Genomic DNA, 15,171 nt, shown 5'->3' with positions numbered 1-15,171 from the left:
GGGCAATGACCTGACTCCAGTGTTGTTTACGGGGTAAGTTTCTGCAAATGCGCTCTGAAGTCGGCGGCATTGAGAAATCCGGTGAGGCGCGAGTCGGGGATTTCACGGCCCTGCGCATCGAAGAACAAAATCGTCGGTAAACCCAGCACCTGAAGATGCTGCAACAGCGCGTTGTCGCTGGCGTTGTTGGCGGTGACGTTGGCCTGGAGCAGCTGTACCTGACTCAGGCTATCGCGCACGGCGCTGTCACTAAAGGTATATTTTTCAAACTCTTTGCAGGCGACGCACCAGTCAGCGTAGAGATCGACCATGGTGATGCGGCCGCGGGCCTGCTGCAGCGCGCTATCGAGCTGCTGCGGTGTCTGGATGGTATGAAACGGCAGCGGTGCCACAGCCTGCTGCGCCGCCGGGCCACCAAAGGCCCAGTCCTGCAACGGGCGTGCACTGATCAGCGCAGCGGCCAGCATGATAATCTGCACGACGCGCCACTTACCGCTGCTGGCGCGCAGGCTGACGCTGAACGCCCAGCCGAAGAACGCCACGCCGAGCAGGCTCCAGAGCCGCACTCCCCACGCGTCGCCCAGCACCCGTTCCAGCAGGAACACCGGCAGCGCCAGGATGACAAAACCAAAGCCCTCTTTAACGGTTTGCATCCACGGGCCGCTTTTCGGCAGCAACCGGTTACCAAACAGGGTCACGGCGATCAGCGGTAATCCCATTCCCACCGCATAGAGCCACAGCGTTCCGGCACCGGCCCACGGATTTCCGCTCTGCGCGATGTAAAGCAGAATGGCGCTGAGCGGGGCCGTGGTGCAGGGCGAGCAGATCAAACCCGCCAGTGCCCCCATCAGGAAGACGCCGGGCAGCGAGCCACCCTGCTGACGATTGCTCCACAGGGTCAGACGGGTTTGCAGGCTGGCGGGCAGTTGCAGCGTAAACAGGCCGAACATCGACAGCGCCAGCACGATAAACAGCAGTGAGAGCGAGAAAAGAACGTAAGGATGCTGTAATGCGGCCTGAAAACGCAGACCCGCTGCCGCAACCACCAGTCCCAATAGCGTATAAGTCAGCGCCATCCCCTGCACATAGACCATCGCCAGCGCGAACAGCCGGCCCAGCGAATAGTGGCGCTGTCCGCCAAGGATGATGCCGGAGATCAGTGGATACATCGGCAGTACGCAGGGGGTAAACGCCACGCCGATGCCGATTAATAACGCCCAGAGCGGAGAAAAGGGTAGCGGACTGGCGGGCGCGGGCTGAGCACTGACCGGTGCTGGCGCGCTGCTGGCTGCAATCTCACTTACCGGCACGCTGCGCGTCTCCGGCGGATAACAGAATCCAGCGGCGGCACAGCCCTGATAAGTGACGCTGAGCGTGGCATCAGGGCCTGCCTGTTGCAGCGTCACCGGCAGCGTCAGGTCCTGCGGATAGATCTCACTTTTGCCAAAGAACTCATCCTCATGCGGCTGACCGGCGGGCAGCGTCAGCGGCGTCATCGTCGCGTTCTGCGGCGTGATGTGGATCTGCTGGCGATAGAGGTAGTAACCCGATTTCACTTTCCAGTGCAGGTTGAGCTGCGCGCCCTGCTGATCGAAGTCAAACGTAAACGCCTGATCGACCGGCACAAAACGGCTGGTCGCCGGGTTTGAAAAAAGCGATGCGTGCGTCTGCAGGCAGATAAACAGCGTCAGCAGAAGCGTAATTAAGCGAGAGATGCGTGCAGCCATGACAAGTATTCACTGTCTCCATGTTGAACCGGCAGCGCCAGCAATTCGGGTACGTCGTAAGGGTGGGCCTCTTTAAGCAGATCACACAGTGCCTGCTGATGATCGCTGTCGCACTTCAGCAGCATCTGAATTTCGCTGCTCTGCGCCATTTTGCCCTGCCAGAGATACCATGAGGTGGCGCCCGCCAGCATGGTGACGCAGGCCGCCAGTCGGGCTTCCAGCGCTAAGCCAGCAAGGTGCTCTGCCGTGGCCTGATCGGGCGCAGTGCAGAGGATCACGACAGCGTTCATCCTGTGACTCCTGTTGAAAAGAGCGCCGATGATAGCACGCTCCATCCGTAACACGAGGAGTGCGCTATAGCAGCAATCCGCCAAAGACGAAGCCAGAGAGTACCGACAACGCAATGGCGATTACCCCGGGAATGATAAAGGCGTGGTTAAAGACAAACTTGCCAATCCGGGTTGAGCCGGTGTCATCCATCTCCACGGCGGCCAGCAGGGTCGGGTAGGTCGGCAGCACAAACAGCGCGGACACCGCCGCGAAGGAAGCGATGGCCGTCAGCGGCGTCACGCCCAGCAGCAGCGCGGCGGGCATCAATGCTTTGGTGGTGGCGGCTTGTGAGTAGAGCAGCATCGAGGCGAAGAACAGCACCAGCGCCAGCATCCACGGATAGGTTTTCAGTGTGTCGCCCGCCAGCATCTGAATATCTGCCAGATGCGCTTTGACAAAGGTATCGCCCAGCCAGGCGACGCCCATCACGCAGATACAGGCGCTCATGCCGGATTTAAAGGTACTGGCGCCGAGGATCTCGCTGGTGTCGAGCTTGCAGGTCAGGCTAATCAGTGTGGCGATGGTCAGCATAAACACTACAATCGCTTCGTTGCGTGGCAGCGGCGGATTGACGATCAGCCCGACACTGGCGCTGGTCGCGGTGGCATAGAGCACCACGGCCACAATACCAATCAGAAATAGCAGCACCGATTTTTTCGCGCCCGGTTTTGCCTGGAAGACGCTGGTACCGCGCAGCGTGACTTCGCCTTTGGCGAGACGCGCCTGATAGACCTCATCATCTTTCAGCTCTTTGCCCAGGAAGTTCGTCACCAGTGCCGCCAGGAAGAGACCCACCATGGTTGAGGGGATGGCAATCGCCAGCAGCGTGATATAGCTGACGCCATGCGGTTCAAGCAGCGTGGCGAAGAAGACCACCGCAGCGGAAATCGGTGACGCGGTAATCGCAATCTGCGAAGCCACCACCGCAATCGACAGCGGTCGGGAAGGGCGAACGCCTTGCTCTTTCGCGACTTCGGCAATCACCGGCAGCGTTGAGAACGCGGTGTGCCCGGTTCCGGCCAGCAGCGTCATCAGGTAGGTCACCAGCGGGGCCAGCAGCGTGACGTGGCGCGGATGACGGCGCAGCAGGCGTTCCGCCAGGCTCACCAGATAATCCATGCCGCCCGCTACCTGCATGGCGGCTATTGCGGCGATCACCGCCATGATGATTTCAATCACATCGAACGGGATAGCACCGGGCACCATGCCAAATCCCAGCGTCAGCACCAGCACGCCCATGCCGCCGGCGAACCCGATACCAATGCCGCCAAGACGGGCACCCAACCAGATCGCCATTAAGACGATAAGCAGCTCAACCACAAACATGAATCACTCCTGAAAAGTAAACCGGTAAAACCTGGGTGTGCTGTGTAACAAAAAAAAAGGCACACCGTGTTGATCGCGGTGTGCCTTTGGTTAACCAGCGTCGATTAAGCCTTACTGTTCATTTTCATCGGTATAACGTTTCGCTTTATAAACCGGGTACATCAGGTTCTGCACCGAGAAGATATCGTCCAGCTCACTTTCCGTCAGCAGGCCGCGCTCCAGCACCACCTCACGCACGCTTTTACCGGTCTCTGCGCAAATTTTGCCAACGATGTCGCCGTTGTGGTGGCCGATGTACGGGTTAAGGTAAGTGACGATACCAATCGAGTTGAAGACGTAGGCTTCGCACACCGCGCGGTTGGCGGTGATGCCGTTAACGCACTTCTCCAGCAGGTTGTAGCAGGCATTCGTCAGGATGCTGATTGACTCAAACAGCGCCTGGCCAATTACCGGCTCCATCACGTTGAGCTGCAACTGTCCCGCTTCAGAGGCCATCGTCACGGTAATGTCGTTGCCAATCACTTTGAAGCAGACCTGGTTAACGACCTCTGGCACGACCGGATTGACCTTGGCCGGCATGATAGAGGAACCCGCCTGCAGCTCTGGCAGGTTAATTTCGTTCAGGCCAGCGCGCGGACCGGAGGAGAGCAGGCGCAGGTCGTTACAGATTTTAGAAAGCTTCACCGCCAGACGTTTCAGCGATGAATGGACCATCACATAAGCACCGCAGTCAGAGGTCGCTTCAATCAAATCTTCCGCCGGCACCACCGGCAGGTTGCTGACTTCCGCCAGACGCTGAACCGCAAGGTGCTGGTAGCCTTCCGGTGTATTGAGGCGGGTACCGATCGCGGTCGCGCCCAGGTTCACTTCCAGCAGCAGTTCAGCGGTGCGCAGAATGCTTTTGGTCTCTTCATTCAGCAGCACGCTGAAGGCGTGAAACTCCTGGCCGAGGGTCATCGGCACGGCATCCTGCAACTGGGTGCGGCCCATTTTCAGGATGGTCTGGAATTCATCGGCTTTGCGCTGGAAGCCTTCGGCCAGCTGGCTGATGCCATCAAGCAGCTTCAGCAGCGAGCTGTAAACTGCGATACGAAAACCGGTCGGGTAGGCGTCGTTAGTGGACTGGCACTTGTTCACATGATCGTTAGGGTTAAGATACTGATATTCCCCTTTCTGATGGCCCATCAGCTCCAGGCCGATGTTTGCCAGCACCTCATTGGTGTTCATGTTGACCGAGGTCCCGGCACCGCCCTGATAAACATCCACGGGGAACTGGTCCATACAGCGGCCGTTGTTCAGCACTTCGTCGCAGGCCTTAATGATGGTATCGGCAATATTACGCGGAATGGTCTGCAGCTCTTTATTGGCCATCGCCGCCGCTTTTTTTACCATAACCATACCGCGGACAAATTCAGGTATGTCGCTGATTTTGCTGTTGCTGATATAAAAATTTTCAATCGCACGCAGAGTATGAACGCCATAATAGGCATCCGCCGGAACTTCGCGCATACCTAACAGGTCTTCTTCGATACGAATGTTGTTCGCCATGATAACCTTCTTGTTGTTGCCGCTAACCATCACAAAGGATGTGTTTATTTTGTTGTGGTGTGCCCGTGCCGACATATTATCCGTCTTCACAGTGGCATGTGCGATCATATTCTGATGCATAAGAAAAGCACGCATGCAGATCACTTAATGCTGCCGTCTGGTTAACGATATGTGAAGTTGGTTACAAAATTAACCCTGCAGGATAAATTTGACAGGATCGGTTGAAAATGGCGGCGCGGGTGCCCATCTCTTTTCTTATCATCCTCAGGATGAACGCTTTCTGCTGACCGGCACGCTGCCGTTCAGCCCCTACTTACAGGAGAGTACGGTGCGCTGGATACCGTTATTAGTCTTTTTTATTCTGGCCTGGATCGAGATTTCACTCTTCATTCAGGTTGCACACGTCATGGGCGTGCTGCTGACCATGCTGCTGGTGGTCTTTACCTCGTGCATCGGGGTTTCGCTGGTTAAAAATCAGGGCATGAAGAACTTCATGCTGATGCAGGAGAAGCTGGCGCGTAACGAAAGCCCGGCCAATGAGATGATCAAAAGCGTATCACTGATCATCGCGGGCTTCCTGCTGCTGTTGCCTGGTTTCTTTACTGACTTGCTGGGCCTGCTGTTGCTGCTGCCACCGGTGCAGAAGCATCTGACGCTGAAACTGATGCCTCATCTGCGCGTCTGGCGCGGGCCGGGAGCCGGGCCTGACAGCGGCTACACTATGGATGGCGAGTTCGAGCGTAAAGACAGCAATCGCCTTGAGCATCATGACGATCACAAGGATCGTTAACTGCAGCCCCAGCTTCTGAAAGCGCAACCTTCGGGTTGCGTTTTTTATTTGCCTCATCCTCTGTTCAAAAAGCCATCACTTATTACTCGCGGGTAAAAAATTTATTGTCCGTCCCCTTGAAAGTGGGTGGCAGCGGCCCTATCTCTCTGGTCACGAGGCCGGAAGCCATGCAGCCCGGTGTTCAACCCCAAAACTGAATGATTGGACTTCTCAAAGGAGAGCTATCAAATGAAAATTCGTCCATTGCACGATCGCGTCATCGTCAAACGTAAAGAAGTTGAAGCTAAATCAGCTGGCGGCATCGTGCTGACCGGTTCTGCAGCCGGTAAATCCACCCGTGGTGAAGTTCTGGCTGTCGGCAATGGCCGCATCCTTGAGAGTGGCGACGTTAAGCCGCTGGACGTGAAGGTTGGTGACGTCGTGATCTTCAATGAAGGTTACGGTGCTAAAACCGAAAAGATCGACAACGAAGAAGTGCTGATCATCTCTGAAAGCGACATTCTGGCGATTGTTGAAGCGTAATTTTTTCGCGTAACTCACTGAACGAAACGAATTTAAGGGACAATTGAAATGGCAGCTAAAGACGTAAAATTCGGTAATGACGCTCGCGTAAAAATGCTGCGTGGCGTGAACGTACTGGCAGATGCAGTAAAAGTTACCCTGGGCCCTAAAGGCCGTAACGTGGTTCTGGATAAATCTTTTGGTGCACCGACCATCACTAAAGATGGTGTTTCTGTCGCACGTGAAATCGAGCTGGAAGACAAGTTCGAGAACATGGGCGCGCAGATGGTGAAAGAAGTGGCCTCTAAAGCGAACGACGCTGCGGGCGACGGTACCACCACGGCAACCGTACTGGCACAGTCAATCATCACTGAAGGCCTGAAAGCGGTCGCAGCGGGTATGAACCCGATGGACCTGAAGCGCGGTATCGACCAGGCAGTTATCGCTGCGGTTGAGAAACTGAAAGCGCTGTCTGTACCTTGCTCAGACTCTAAAGCAATTGCGCAGGTTGGTACTATCTCTGCTAACTCCGATGAAACCGTAGGCCAGCTGATTGCTCAGGCGATGGAAAAAGTCGGTAAAGAAGGCGTGATCACCGTTGAAGAAGGCACCGGCCTGCAGGACGAGCTGGATGTGGTTGAAGGTATGCAGTTTGATCGTGGCTACCTGTCTCCTTACTTCATCAACAAGCCAGAAACTGGTGCGATTGAACTGGAATCGCCGTTCATCCTGCTGGCTGACAAGAAAATTTCTAACATCCGTGAAATGCTGCCAGTGCTGGAAGCCGTTGCGAAAGCGGGCAAACCACTGCTGATCATCGCGGAAGATGTTGAAGGCGAAGCGCTGGCAACACTGGTGGTTAACACCATGCGCGGCATCGTGAAAGTGGCCGCGGTTAAAGCACCAGGCTTCGGCGACCGTCGTAAAGCTATGCTGCAGGATATCGCTATCCTGACCGGTGGTACCGTGATCTCTGAAGAGATCGGTATGGAGCTGGAAAAAGCGGCGCTGGAAGATCTGGGTCAGGCTAAACGCGTTGTGATCAACAAAGACACCACCACCATCATCGACGGTGTGGGTGAAGAGGCGACAATCCAGGGCCGTGTCACCCAGATTCGTCAGCAGATCGAAGAAGCAACCTCTGACTACGACAAAGAAAAACTGCAGGAGCGCGTAGCGAAACTGGCAGGCGGCGTAGCCGTTCTGAAAGTTGGCGCAGCCACTGAAGTTGAAATGAAAGAGAAGAAAGCCCGCGTTGAAGATGCGCTGCACGCAACCCGTGCTGCTGTCGAAGAAGGCGTGGTTGCTGGTGGTGGTGTGGCGCTGGTTCGCGTTGCCGCACAGCTGGCCGATCTGCGTGGTCAGAACGAAGATCAGAACGTCGGTATCAAAGTTGCGCTGCGCGCAATGGAATCTCCACTGCGTCAGATCGTCTCTAACGCCGGTGAAGAGCCATCCGTTGTTGCTAACAACGTGAAAGCGGGCGACGGTAACTACGGTTACAACGCGCAGACTGAAGAGTACGGCAACATGATCGACTTCGGTATCCTGGACCCAACCAAAGTGACCCGTTCTGCTCTGCAGTACGCGGCCTCTGTTGCGGGTCTGATGATCACCACCGAATGTATGGTCACTGACCTGCCAAAAGGCGACGCACCTGATTTAGGCGGCGGCGCTGGCGGTATGGGTGGCATGGGCGGTATGGGCGGCATGATGTAATTGCCGTTGACTGCTTAAGTCATCACAGAACCCCCGATCGGAAACGGTCGGGGGTTTTTCTTTTGGGCAGGAAAATAGTATAAGTAGTGGCGCAATCGTTCGTCTTTCCTCTTGATATCTCCCGCTGTCTGCTCGCTGACTGTTACCGCCCTGCCAGATTGACTTACGGCCGTAAGCTCATCGGAAAGCGCAAAGCTGTCAGCCTGAACACAGTATGAAATATTGAGGTGATATAACGGGATTAAGGCAATGAATGTTCAGAAAAAAGCGATCTTTTTCTGCTACGCTGCCACCCGACTCTGATGATAATAAATGGGGATTACAATGCGGATTAACCTCTTGCTCGGACTGACGGCTGGCGCGTTATTGCTGGCGGGCTGCAGCAGCTCTACGCAACTCTCTTCAGCAGGACAGCGCGTGACGTTTACCGATCAGCAGCCTGGCAATAACTGCCAGCTTCTGGGCAATATCACCGGCTCACAGAGCAACTGGCTGAGCGGGGCTGGCGGCGAAACCAGCGCGCTGCGTGGTGCAGCCAATGACCTGCGCAATCGCGCAGCGGAGATGGGCGGCAACGTCATTTACGGTGCAACCAGCCCGACGCAGAATCTGTTGTCCGCGTTCGCGCCACTCGACAGCAAAATGACCGGCCAGGTATATAAGTGCCCATAATGTGACTCGGGCGCCTGCTTTGTTGAATCGGCCAGCTTTTCGCTGGCCGTTTTTATTCCTGACGTAACTGTAAATCCAGCGGTGTTTTACTTGGCTCCCCACCAATTTCTCGCGCCAGCTTTGGCACCAGATAACCCGAGACCTGTGACAGCAGCGCACGCACCAACTGACGGGCTTCCTCATCAGACACAAAGAAGTGCGCGGCACCCTGTACCTTATCCAGTACGTGCAGATAATAAGGCAGGATACCCGTATCAAACAGCGCATTGCTCAGCGTGGCCAGCGTCCGGGCATTATCATTGACGCCACGCAACAGTACACTCTGATTCAACAGGGTGACACCGGCACGCTTCAGGCTGCTCATCGCCTCACGCAGCTCATCATCAATCTCCTGCGCATGGTTGATGTGCGTCACCATCAGCACCTGCAGGCGGGTTTCGCTGAGCATCTGACAGAGCTGATCGGTGATGCGCGCCGGTATCACTACCGGTAAACGACTGTGGATGCGCAGACGCTTCACGTGCGGGATCGGTTCCAGCGCCGCGAGCAGCCAGGCAAGCTCATGATCTTTCGCCATCAACGGATCGCCGCCGGAAAAAATGATCTCATCCAGCTCAGGATGATCGGCGATATAGTCCAGCGCAGCCTGCCAGCTACGCTTGTTGCCGGGATTGTCCTGATAGGGAAAATGACGACGAAAGCAGTAGCGACAGTTGACGGCGCAGCCGCCTTTTACCAGTAATAATGCCCGGTTTCGGTATTTATGCAGCAATCCAGGTACAACGTTGCTTTGTTCATCGAGCGGATCGGTGCTATAACCTGGCGCATCGATGAATTCCTGGCGGCGGGTCAGCACCTGAAGCAGCAGCGGGTCGTGCGCATCGCCTTTTTTCATCCGGCGGATGAACGCATGCGGAACACGCAGGGCGAAAAGACGCCGCGCATCCGCGCCCTCAGCCAGCTCAGTGTGCTGATCAAGGGCTAAAATCCGCAGTAATTCATCAGGTTCAGTGACAACATCCGCAAGTTGCTGCAACCAATCTTCTCTGGAAGGTGTTTTTAGGGTTACAATGTGTGCCATTTTTTGGCTTAGTACCAGTGTCAATTTTCGTAGAGGGCCTTCATGGCGACTTATTCTAGCAACGATTTCCGTCCCGGTCTTAAAATCATGTTCGAAGGCGAGCCGTATGCCATCGAATCCAGTGAGTTCGTTAAACCGGGTAAAGGTCAGGCATTCGCACGCGTTAAAATGCGTCGCCTGCTGACGGGTTCTCGCGTTGAGAAAACTTTTAAATCTACCGACTCCGCCGAAGGCGCAGATGTAGTAGATACCAACCTGAACTACCTGTACAACGACGGTGAGTTCTACCACTTCATGCACCCGGAAAGCTTTGAGCAGTTCCAGGTTGAAGAGAAGACGGTAAGCGATGCAGCAAAATGGCTGCAGGATAACGCTGAATGTATCGTTACGCTGTGGAACGGTCGTCCAATTGCCGTTCAGCCGCCGAACTTTATCGAAGCCGAAGTTATCGAAACCGATCCAGGCCTGAAAGGTGATACGGCGGGTACTGGCGGCAAGCCAGCCAAGCTGTCTACCGGCGCCGTGGTGAAAGTGCCATTGTTCGTTCAGGAAGGCGAAGTGGTCAAAGTTGACACCCGCTCTGGCGAATACGTGTCACGCGTAAAATAAGATTCGCAGGCGCATCTTCTGATGCGCCTTTTTCTTGTCTGAGAGAAAAAAATGATCAAGCTGGCAAAATTAATCGCATTCGCGTTGCTGGTCTCTTCTGCGCTTAGCGCCTGCAACACATTCCACGGTTTTGGCGAAGATGTCTCCCACTTAGGCGGTGCCATTTCGCGTGCGGCAAAATGACCTTAACTGATTGTCCTTTTTAGAGTCCCGCTAGCAGCAACTGCCTGAAATCCGGCTATGCTTAAAGCGCTGTACTTTACATCCATCAAAAAGGACATTGTTATGTTAAAGAAAAGTATTGCCGCAATCTTCTCTGTACTGGTGCTCTCTTCTCTGCTGACGGCGTGTAATACCACGCGTGGCGTCGGTGAAGATGTTGAAGCGGGTGGCCAGGCGATTCAGAACAGCACGAAGTAACCTGTTATTCCAACCGGTACGAAAGACTTTTCGTACCGGCTTGTCATATTCTGCACTATTTCTGTTTTACCCAGATTAACTCTTCGACCGGGAAACCATCCCGACGCGCCTGTTCAACCAGTTTCTCTTTCACGCCCGGCTCCAGTTGGGGTGTCCGTGACAGTATCCAGAGATAGTGGCGATTCGGGCCGCACACCAGCGCATAGCGATAGTCGGGATCCAGTGCGATAACGTTATAGCCGCCGTAGAAGGGGCCAAAGAAAGAGACTTTCAGTGACGCACGCTGGGGTTCACCAGTGAAGTAGGCTTTACCGACGCTCTCCTGCCAGCGCTGCTTTTTGACGTTATAGCCACGATTGATCACTTTCAGACCGCCATCTTCACGCGGGCTGTAGTTTGCCGTCACCTGCTCAAGGCCACGCTCAAAGGGGTGGTTAAGGCGGGCAATCTCATACCACTGACCGAGGTAGCGCTGGCTGTCAAAGTTATCAACGACCGTGACGTTCTTTGGCGGCGTGGTGCTACAGGCAACAGAGAGAAAAGCACTCAGGCTGGCAACAACTGTTTTCCATGGAGACATAGTGGGATTCCTTTGTGATTTAACCGCTTAAGTATAGAAGCCGAAACGCTGTTTTTGGCAGCACGGGCACGAGATTGTTTGCCGCAGGCATTGCAGGTAGACTTCCCCCCCTAATTTGTATCAGGAGTCATCACCATGAGCGAAACGGCAAGCTGGCAACCAAGCGCACCCATCGCCAATTTGTTAAAACGCGCCGCTATTTTAGCCGAAGTGCGTCGTTTCTTTGCCGATCGCGGCGTGCTGGAAGTCGATACGCCGGCGATGAGCCAGGCAACGATTACCGATATCCATCTGGTGCCGTTCCAGACGCGTTTTGTCGGGCCTGGTGCAGCGCAGGGTCGCGATCTCTGGCTGATGACCAGCCCGGAATATCATATGAAACGCCTGCTGGCGGCGGGCAGTGGCCCGATCTACCAGATGGCGCGCAGCTTCCGCAATGAAGAGGCGGGGCGTCACCACAACCCCGAATTTACCATGCTGGAGTGGTACCGGCCGCATTACGATATGTACCGTCTGATGAACGAAGTCGATGATCTGATGCAGCAGGTGCTGGAGTGTGACAGCGCCGAGTCGCTCTCTTATCAGCAGGCATTTATCCGCCATCTGGAGCTGGATCCGCTGTCAGCGGATAAAGCGCAGTTGCGAGAAGCTGCTGAAAAGCTGGGTGAAGGCGAGCTGGCGCGCGCAGAAGAGGATCGCGATACCTTGCTGATGCTGCTGTTTATGCTGGGTGTGGAACCAAAGATTGGTCAGGATAAACCCTGCTTCGTTTATCACTTCCCGGCCAGCCAGGCGGCACTGGCGGAGATCAGTACGGAAGATCACCGTGTGGCTGAACGTTTCGAGGTCTATTACAAGGGCATTGAGCTGGCGAACGGTTTCCGTGAACTGACCGACAGCCGTGAGCAGCGTCAGCGCTTTGAGCAGGATAACCGCCGCCGTGCGGCGCGCGGCCTGCCTGTGCATCCTATTGATACTTATCTGCTGGATGCGCTGGCGCATGGTATGCCAGCCTGTTCCGGGGTCGCGCTGGGTATTGATCGCCTGATCATGCTGGCGTTGAAAGCGGAGTCATTGAGTGAAGTGATCGCGTTTCCGGTGGATCGTTGCTAAAAGTCCGGGTGAAAAGGGCAGGGATGGCCCATCTGACCGCAAAGGAATCCTGCATCCCTGCAGGTCGGCCTCGCCATCCTGGCTCGGACGCTTTGCTCTTCAGATGGGCCACCCCTGCCCGTCAGGCTAAGGCATTGCTGATAGTCTAAAACCCCGCCAATCAGCTGCTGCTGTCAGGAAACTCCTGAATGGTGACCGGCAGCGTCAGCTTCTGATCGTTTCGCAGCACCTGCACATCAATTACTGAACCCGGACGAATTTCTGCCACCTGATCCATGGTCTCCTGCGCGGAGATGGCCGGCTTGCCATTAACGCTGAGCAGCACATCGTTGGCCTGAATCCCGGCTTTATCCGCTGGCCCATCTGGCGTGACCACGCTGACAATAATGCCCTGAACCCGATCCAGATTGCTGCCCTGTCCATGCAGCGGCGGTAACTCACGCCCGGTAATGCCGATATAGCCGCGGATCACCCGGCCATCACGAATCAGCTTGTCCATGATTTTTGAGGCTAAGACGGTTGGAATGGCGAAGCCAATCCCTTCCGGGGTTTCACCATCATTGCTCTTATCAAACGTCAGGGTGTTAATGCCCATCAGCTCGCCGAGTGAGTTAATCAGCGCACCGCCGGAGTTACCCTGATTGATTGAGGCATCGGTCTGCAGGAAGTTCTGCCGGCCTGACGAACTCAGGCCTACGCGGCCTGTGGCGCTGATAATGCCCTGCGTTACCGTCTGACCGAGGTTATAGGGGTTACCGATTGCCATTACCACATCGCCGATATGCGGCTGCCGGTTGGGATTAATCGGGATAACAGGCAGGCCAGAAGCCGTAATCTTCAGTACGGCCAGATCGGTCATGCCATCGGAACCCACCAGCGTCGCTTCAAAGAAGCGGCCATCCTGCAATGCCACGATAATCTGATCGGCATTGTTGATCACATGCTTGTTGGTAAGGATGTAGCCTTTTGTATTCATGATCACCCCTGAGCCCAGGGTGGTGATGCCACGATTGTTGTTGCCGTGGGCGCTGCGGTTGTAAACGTTCACAACGGCAGGCACGGCGCGGCGCACCCCCTGATTGAAGCTAAAGGGCGTTTCGTCGGTAATATTGTCGTGGTTATAGAGGGCGTCGCTGCCCATACGCAGTGCAGGCAGTGCTGCGAGCAAAATACCCGCCACAATCAGGCCCAGCACCACGGCACGCAAAAGTTTAAGAAACATGGTGTTAAATCACGCCAGGGGAGATCGCAGGGGAGAATAACATGAGAGCGGCGGACACACACGCGCTTGTGTCCGCCGTAATGCGAGGTTTATCTCAACAACAGATAGATACTTTCATCGCCGCGCACCACATTCAGTGCCAGTACCGGCGGTTTTCCTTCCAGAATTTTACGCATTTCTGCAATCGTCTGAACACGATTGCGGTTAACGCCGATAATCACATCATCTTTCTGCAGGCCAACCTGTTCGGCTGGCGTACCTTTTTCGATGGTATCGACCTTCACGCCTTTATCACCGGTTTTGGTCTGTCCATCACTCAGGGTTGCGCCCTGAAGTGCAGGTGACATCAGCTGAGCGCTGGCGGTACTCTGGGCGCTCTGTTCCAGCGTGACGGTAACGGTTAGCGGCTTACCTTCGCGCAGCAGGCCAAGTTTAACCTGCTCGCCTGGCGGCGTGGTGCCCACTTTGACGCGTAACTCAGCGAAGCTGGTAATCGGCTTATCGTTGATCGACGTAATGATATCGCCTGACTTCACGCCCGCTTTCTGCGCGGCAGATTGCGGTAAGACTTCAGAGACAAAGGCGCCGCGCTGTGCATCGACATTGAATGCTTTAGCCATATCGGCTGTCATTTCAGTGCCTTTGATGCCGAGCTGACCGCGCTTCACTTCACCAAATTTAATCAGCTGCTGCGCGAGGTTCATCGCCATATCACTCGGGATAGCAAAGCCGATACCGATGTTACCGCCGCTTGAGGCCAGAATCGCAGTGTTGATACCGATCAGCTCACCGTTAAGGTTGACCAGCGCACCGCCTGAGTTGCCACGGTTGATCGCAGCATCGGTCTGAATAAAGTTTTCCAGCCCTTCCAGGTTCAGGCCGCTGCGGCCCAGCGCAGAAATAATCCCGGAGGTGGCGGTCTGCCCCAGACCAAACGGGTTACCGATCGCCACGGCGAAATCACCCACTTTCAGCTGGTCAGAGTCCGCGACTTTCACCTGCGTGAGGTTTTTAGCGCCCTGAATCTGAATCAGCGCGATATCGGTCTGCTCATCATGGCCGATTAGTTTGGCTTCATATTCGCTGCCGTCGCCAAGCTGTACGTTGATCTTATCCGCACCGTTGACCACGTGATTGTTGGTCAGCACGTAACCTTTCGCGGCATCAATGATGACGCCAGAACCTAAGCCTTCAAACGGCTGTGGCTGACTATTTCCGCCAGGCATCTGGCCGAAAAAACGCTTCAGGGGTTCAGGAATATCCTGAGCCTGTGCACCCGAATCAGTGCCTTCAACGTGAACACTGACCACGGCAGGTAACACTTTTTCCAGCATCGGTGCCAGACTTGGCAGCGGCTGGCCCGCAATTTGTGCTGGTAGCGTTGCCATCGCGTCTGGTGCGGCGGCAAGGCTCATCCCAATACTCAGGGCTAATGCGCTAAACAGGCGTGCTTGTTTTTTCATTGCTACAACGCTCTCGCTGCAAAAGGTGGGAAGAATTAATGAGTGTGACAGTCGTTTGCGGTCAGGGTTC

General features: G+C 55.3%; 16 protein-coding genes. 8 read left to right on the top strand and 8 right to left on the bottom strand.

Annotated features, from left to right (window positions below; all coding sequences use genetic code 11):
* Positions 1-26: 26 nt before the first annotated feature.
* From K6R05_RS16935 to aspA, 4 genes are all read right to left on the bottom strand, one after another.
* The gene (locus K6R05_RS16935) at positions 27-1,727 is read right to left on the bottom strand and encodes a protein-disulfide reductase DsbD (RefSeq protein ID WP_222924701.1); all 1,701 of its coding nucleotides are present in this window, start codon (positions 1,725-1,727) and stop codon (positions 27-29) included.
* The gene (gene cutA / locus K6R05_RS16930; RefSeq protein WP_161731765.1) at positions 1,703-2,017 is read right to left on the bottom strand and encodes a divalent cation tolerance protein CutA; all 315 of its coding nucleotides are present in this window, start codon (positions 2,015-2,017) and stop codon (positions 1,703-1,705) included. Before cutA ends, K6R05_RS16935 begins: the two co-directional genes overlap by 25 nt.
* 64 nt (positions 2,018-2,081) lie before the next feature.
* Positions 2,082-3,383: an anaerobic C4-dicarboxylate transporter gene (locus K6R05_RS16925; protein ID WP_161731767.1), complete on the bottom strand. Its 1,302-nt coding sequence runs from the start codon at positions 3,381-3,383 to the stop codon at positions 2,082-2,084.
* Between the two features lie 111 nt (positions 3,384-3,494).
* Positions 3,495-4,931, bottom strand: a complete 1,437-nt coding sequence (gene aspA, locus K6R05_RS16920) for an aspartate ammonia-lyase (protein WP_150011885.1) — start codon at positions 4,929-4,931, stop codon at positions 3,495-3,497.
* Between the two features lie 328 nt (positions 4,932-5,259).
* Here aspA and K6R05_RS16915 point away from each other — a divergent pair, with 328 nt between their 5' ends.
* The 4 genes from K6R05_RS16915 (at position 5,260) to K6R05_RS16900 (ending at position 8,613) form a co-directional block, all read left to right on the top strand.
* Positions 5,260-5,721: an FxsA family protein gene (locus K6R05_RS16915; protein ID WP_222925504.1), complete on the top strand. Its 462-nt coding sequence runs from the start codon at positions 5,260-5,262 to the stop codon at positions 5,719-5,721.
* A 228-nt stretch (positions 5,722-5,949) separates the two neighbouring features.
* The gene (locus K6R05_RS16910; RefSeq protein WP_009092502.1) at positions 5,950-6,243 is read left to right on the top strand and encodes a co-chaperone GroES; all 294 of its coding nucleotides are present in this window, start codon (positions 5,950-5,952) and stop codon (positions 6,241-6,243) included.
* Between the two features lie 48 nt (positions 6,244-6,291).
* Entirely contained in the window at positions 6,292-7,941 is a 1,650-nt protein-coding gene (gene groL / locus K6R05_RS16905) for a chaperonin GroEL (protein ID WP_003848314.1), read from the top strand.
* Positions 7,942-8,265: 324 nt separating this feature from the next.
* Positions 8,266-8,613, top strand: a complete 348-nt coding sequence (locus tag K6R05_RS16900) for a DUF4156 domain-containing protein (RefSeq protein ID WP_008925394.1) — start codon at positions 8,266-8,268, stop codon at positions 8,611-8,613.
* A 52-nt stretch (positions 8,614-8,665) separates the two neighbouring features.
* Here the strand turns inward: K6R05_RS16900 and epmB are convergent, their stop codons facing one another.
* Positions 8,666-9,694, bottom strand: a complete 1,029-nt coding sequence (gene epmB / locus K6R05_RS16895; RefSeq protein WP_222924700.1) for an EF-P beta-lysylation protein EpmB — start codon at positions 9,692-9,694, stop codon at positions 8,666-8,668.
* A 42-nt stretch (positions 9,695-9,736) separates the two neighbouring features.
* Here epmB and efp point away from each other — a divergent pair, with 42 nt between their 5' ends.
* From efp to K6R05_RS16880, 3 genes are all read left to right on the top strand, one after another.
* Positions 9,737-10,303 (top strand): elongation factor P, encoded by a 567-nt coding sequence (gene efp, locus K6R05_RS16890; RefSeq protein ID WP_010251979.1) that lies wholly within the window; start codon positions 9,737-9,739, stop codon positions 10,301-10,303.
* Between the two features lie 51 nt (positions 10,304-10,354).
* Positions 10,355-10,486 carry an entericidin A/B family lipoprotein gene (locus tag K6R05_RS16885; RefSeq protein WP_003848306.1) on the top strand — a complete coding sequence of 44 codons (132 nt, stop codon included), beginning with the start codon at positions 10,355-10,357 and terminating at the stop codon, positions 10,484-10,486.
* Positions 10,487-10,588: 102 nt separating this feature from the next.
* Positions 10,589-10,723, top strand: coding sequence for an entericidin A/B family lipoprotein (locus K6R05_RS16880; RefSeq protein WP_003848302.1), 135 nt, complete (start codon positions 10,589-10,591; stop codon positions 10,721-10,723).
* A gap of 55 nt (positions 10,724-10,778) precedes the next feature.
* Here the strand turns inward: K6R05_RS16880 and K6R05_RS16875 are convergent, their stop codons facing one another.
* Positions 10,779-11,303, bottom strand: coding sequence for a lipocalin family protein (locus K6R05_RS16875; protein ID WP_061061424.1), 525 nt, complete (start codon positions 11,301-11,303; stop codon positions 10,779-10,781).
* A gap of 135 nt (positions 11,304-11,438) precedes the next feature.
* On the opposite strand from K6R05_RS16875, the gene epmA reads away from it, so the two are divergent.
* Positions 11,439-12,416 carry an elongation factor P--(R)-beta-lysine ligase gene (gene epmA / locus K6R05_RS16870; protein WP_161731772.1) on the top strand — a complete coding sequence of 326 codons (978 nt, stop codon included), beginning with the start codon at positions 11,439-11,441 and terminating at the stop codon, positions 12,414-12,416.
* A 160-nt stretch (positions 12,417-12,576) separates the two neighbouring features.
* Here the strand turns inward: epmA and degS are convergent, their stop codons facing one another.
* Entirely contained in the window at positions 12,577-13,638 is a 1,062-nt protein-coding gene (gene degS, locus K6R05_RS16865) for an outer membrane-stress sensor serine endopeptidase DegS (protein WP_161731774.1), read from the bottom strand.
* A gap of 89 nt (positions 13,639-13,727) precedes the next feature.
* On the bottom strand, positions 13,728-15,101 hold the full coding sequence (degQ, locus tag K6R05_RS16860) for a serine endoprotease DegQ (RefSeq protein ID WP_010251960.1): 1,374 nt from the start codon (positions 15,099-15,101) through the stop codon (positions 13,728-13,730).
* Positions 15,102-15,171 lie beyond the last annotated feature (70 nt).

Origin of the sequence: Pantoea alfalfae, from assembly GCF_019880205.1 — a bacterium.
GTDB classification, from domain to species: Bacteria; Pseudomonadota; Gammaproteobacteria; order Enterobacterales; family Enterobacteriaceae; genus Pantoea; species Pantoea alfalfae.
The sequence above is the reverse complement of the archived record's forward strand: the minus strand, read 5'-3'. Positions and strand labels throughout refer to the sequence as shown.

Excerpts from the sequence above, each read along its gene's own strand:
- groL (WP_003848314.1), top strand. The coding sequence starts at position 6,292 with ATGGCAGCTAAAGACGTAAAATTCGGTAATGACGCTCGCGTAAAAATG.
- aspA (WP_150011885.1), bottom strand. The coding sequence starts at position 4,931 with ATGGCGAACAACATTCGTATCGAAGAAGACCTGTTAGGTATGCGCGAA.
- K6R05_RS16880 (WP_003848302.1), top strand. The coding sequence starts at position 10,589 with ATGTTAAAGAAAAGTATTGCCGCAATCTTCTCTGTACTGGTGCTCTCT.
- K6R05_RS16900 (WP_008925394.1), top strand. The coding sequence starts at position 8,266 with ATGCGGATTAACCTCTTGCTCGGACTGACGGCTGGCGCGTTATTGCTG.
- K6R05_RS16935 (WP_222924701.1), bottom strand. The coding sequence starts at position 1,727 with ATGGCTGCACGCATCTCTCGCTTAATTACGCTTCTGCTGACGCTGTTT.
- efp (WP_010251979.1), top strand. The coding sequence starts at position 9,737 with ATGGCGACTTATTCTAGCAACGATTTCCGTCCCGGTCTTAAAATCATG.
- K6R05_RS16875 (WP_061061424.1), bottom strand. The coding sequence starts at position 11,303 with ATGTCTCCATGGAAAACAGTTGTTGCCAGCCTGAGTGCTTTTCTCTCT.
- epmA (WP_161731772.1), top strand. The coding sequence starts at position 11,439 with ATGAGCGAAACGGCAAGCTGGCAACCAAGCGCACCCATCGCCAATTTG.
- epmB (WP_222924700.1), bottom strand. The coding sequence starts at position 9,694 with ATGGCACACATTGTAACCCTAAAAACACCTTCCAGAGAAGATTGGTTG.
- K6R05_RS16885 (WP_003848306.1), top strand. The coding sequence starts at position 10,355 with ATGATCAAGCTGGCAAAATTAATCGCATTCGCGTTGCTGGTCTCTTCT.
- degQ (WP_010251960.1), bottom strand. The coding sequence starts at position 15,101 with ATGAAAAAACAAGCACGCCTGTTTAGCGCATTAGCCCTGAGTATTGGG.
- K6R05_RS16925 (WP_161731767.1), bottom strand. The coding sequence starts at position 3,383 with ATGTTTGTGGTTGAGCTGCTTATCGTCTTAATGGCGATCTGGTTGGGT.
- cutA (WP_161731765.1), bottom strand. The coding sequence starts at position 2,017 with ATGAACGCTGTCGTGATCCTCTGCACTGCGCCCGATCAGGCCACGGCA.
- K6R05_RS16910 (WP_009092502.1), top strand. The coding sequence starts at position 5,950 with ATGAAAATTCGTCCATTGCACGATCGCGTCATCGTCAAACGTAAAGAA.
- degS (WP_161731774.1), bottom strand. The coding sequence starts at position 13,638 with ATGTTTCTTAAACTTTTGCGTGCCGTGGTGCTGGGCCTGATTGTGGCG.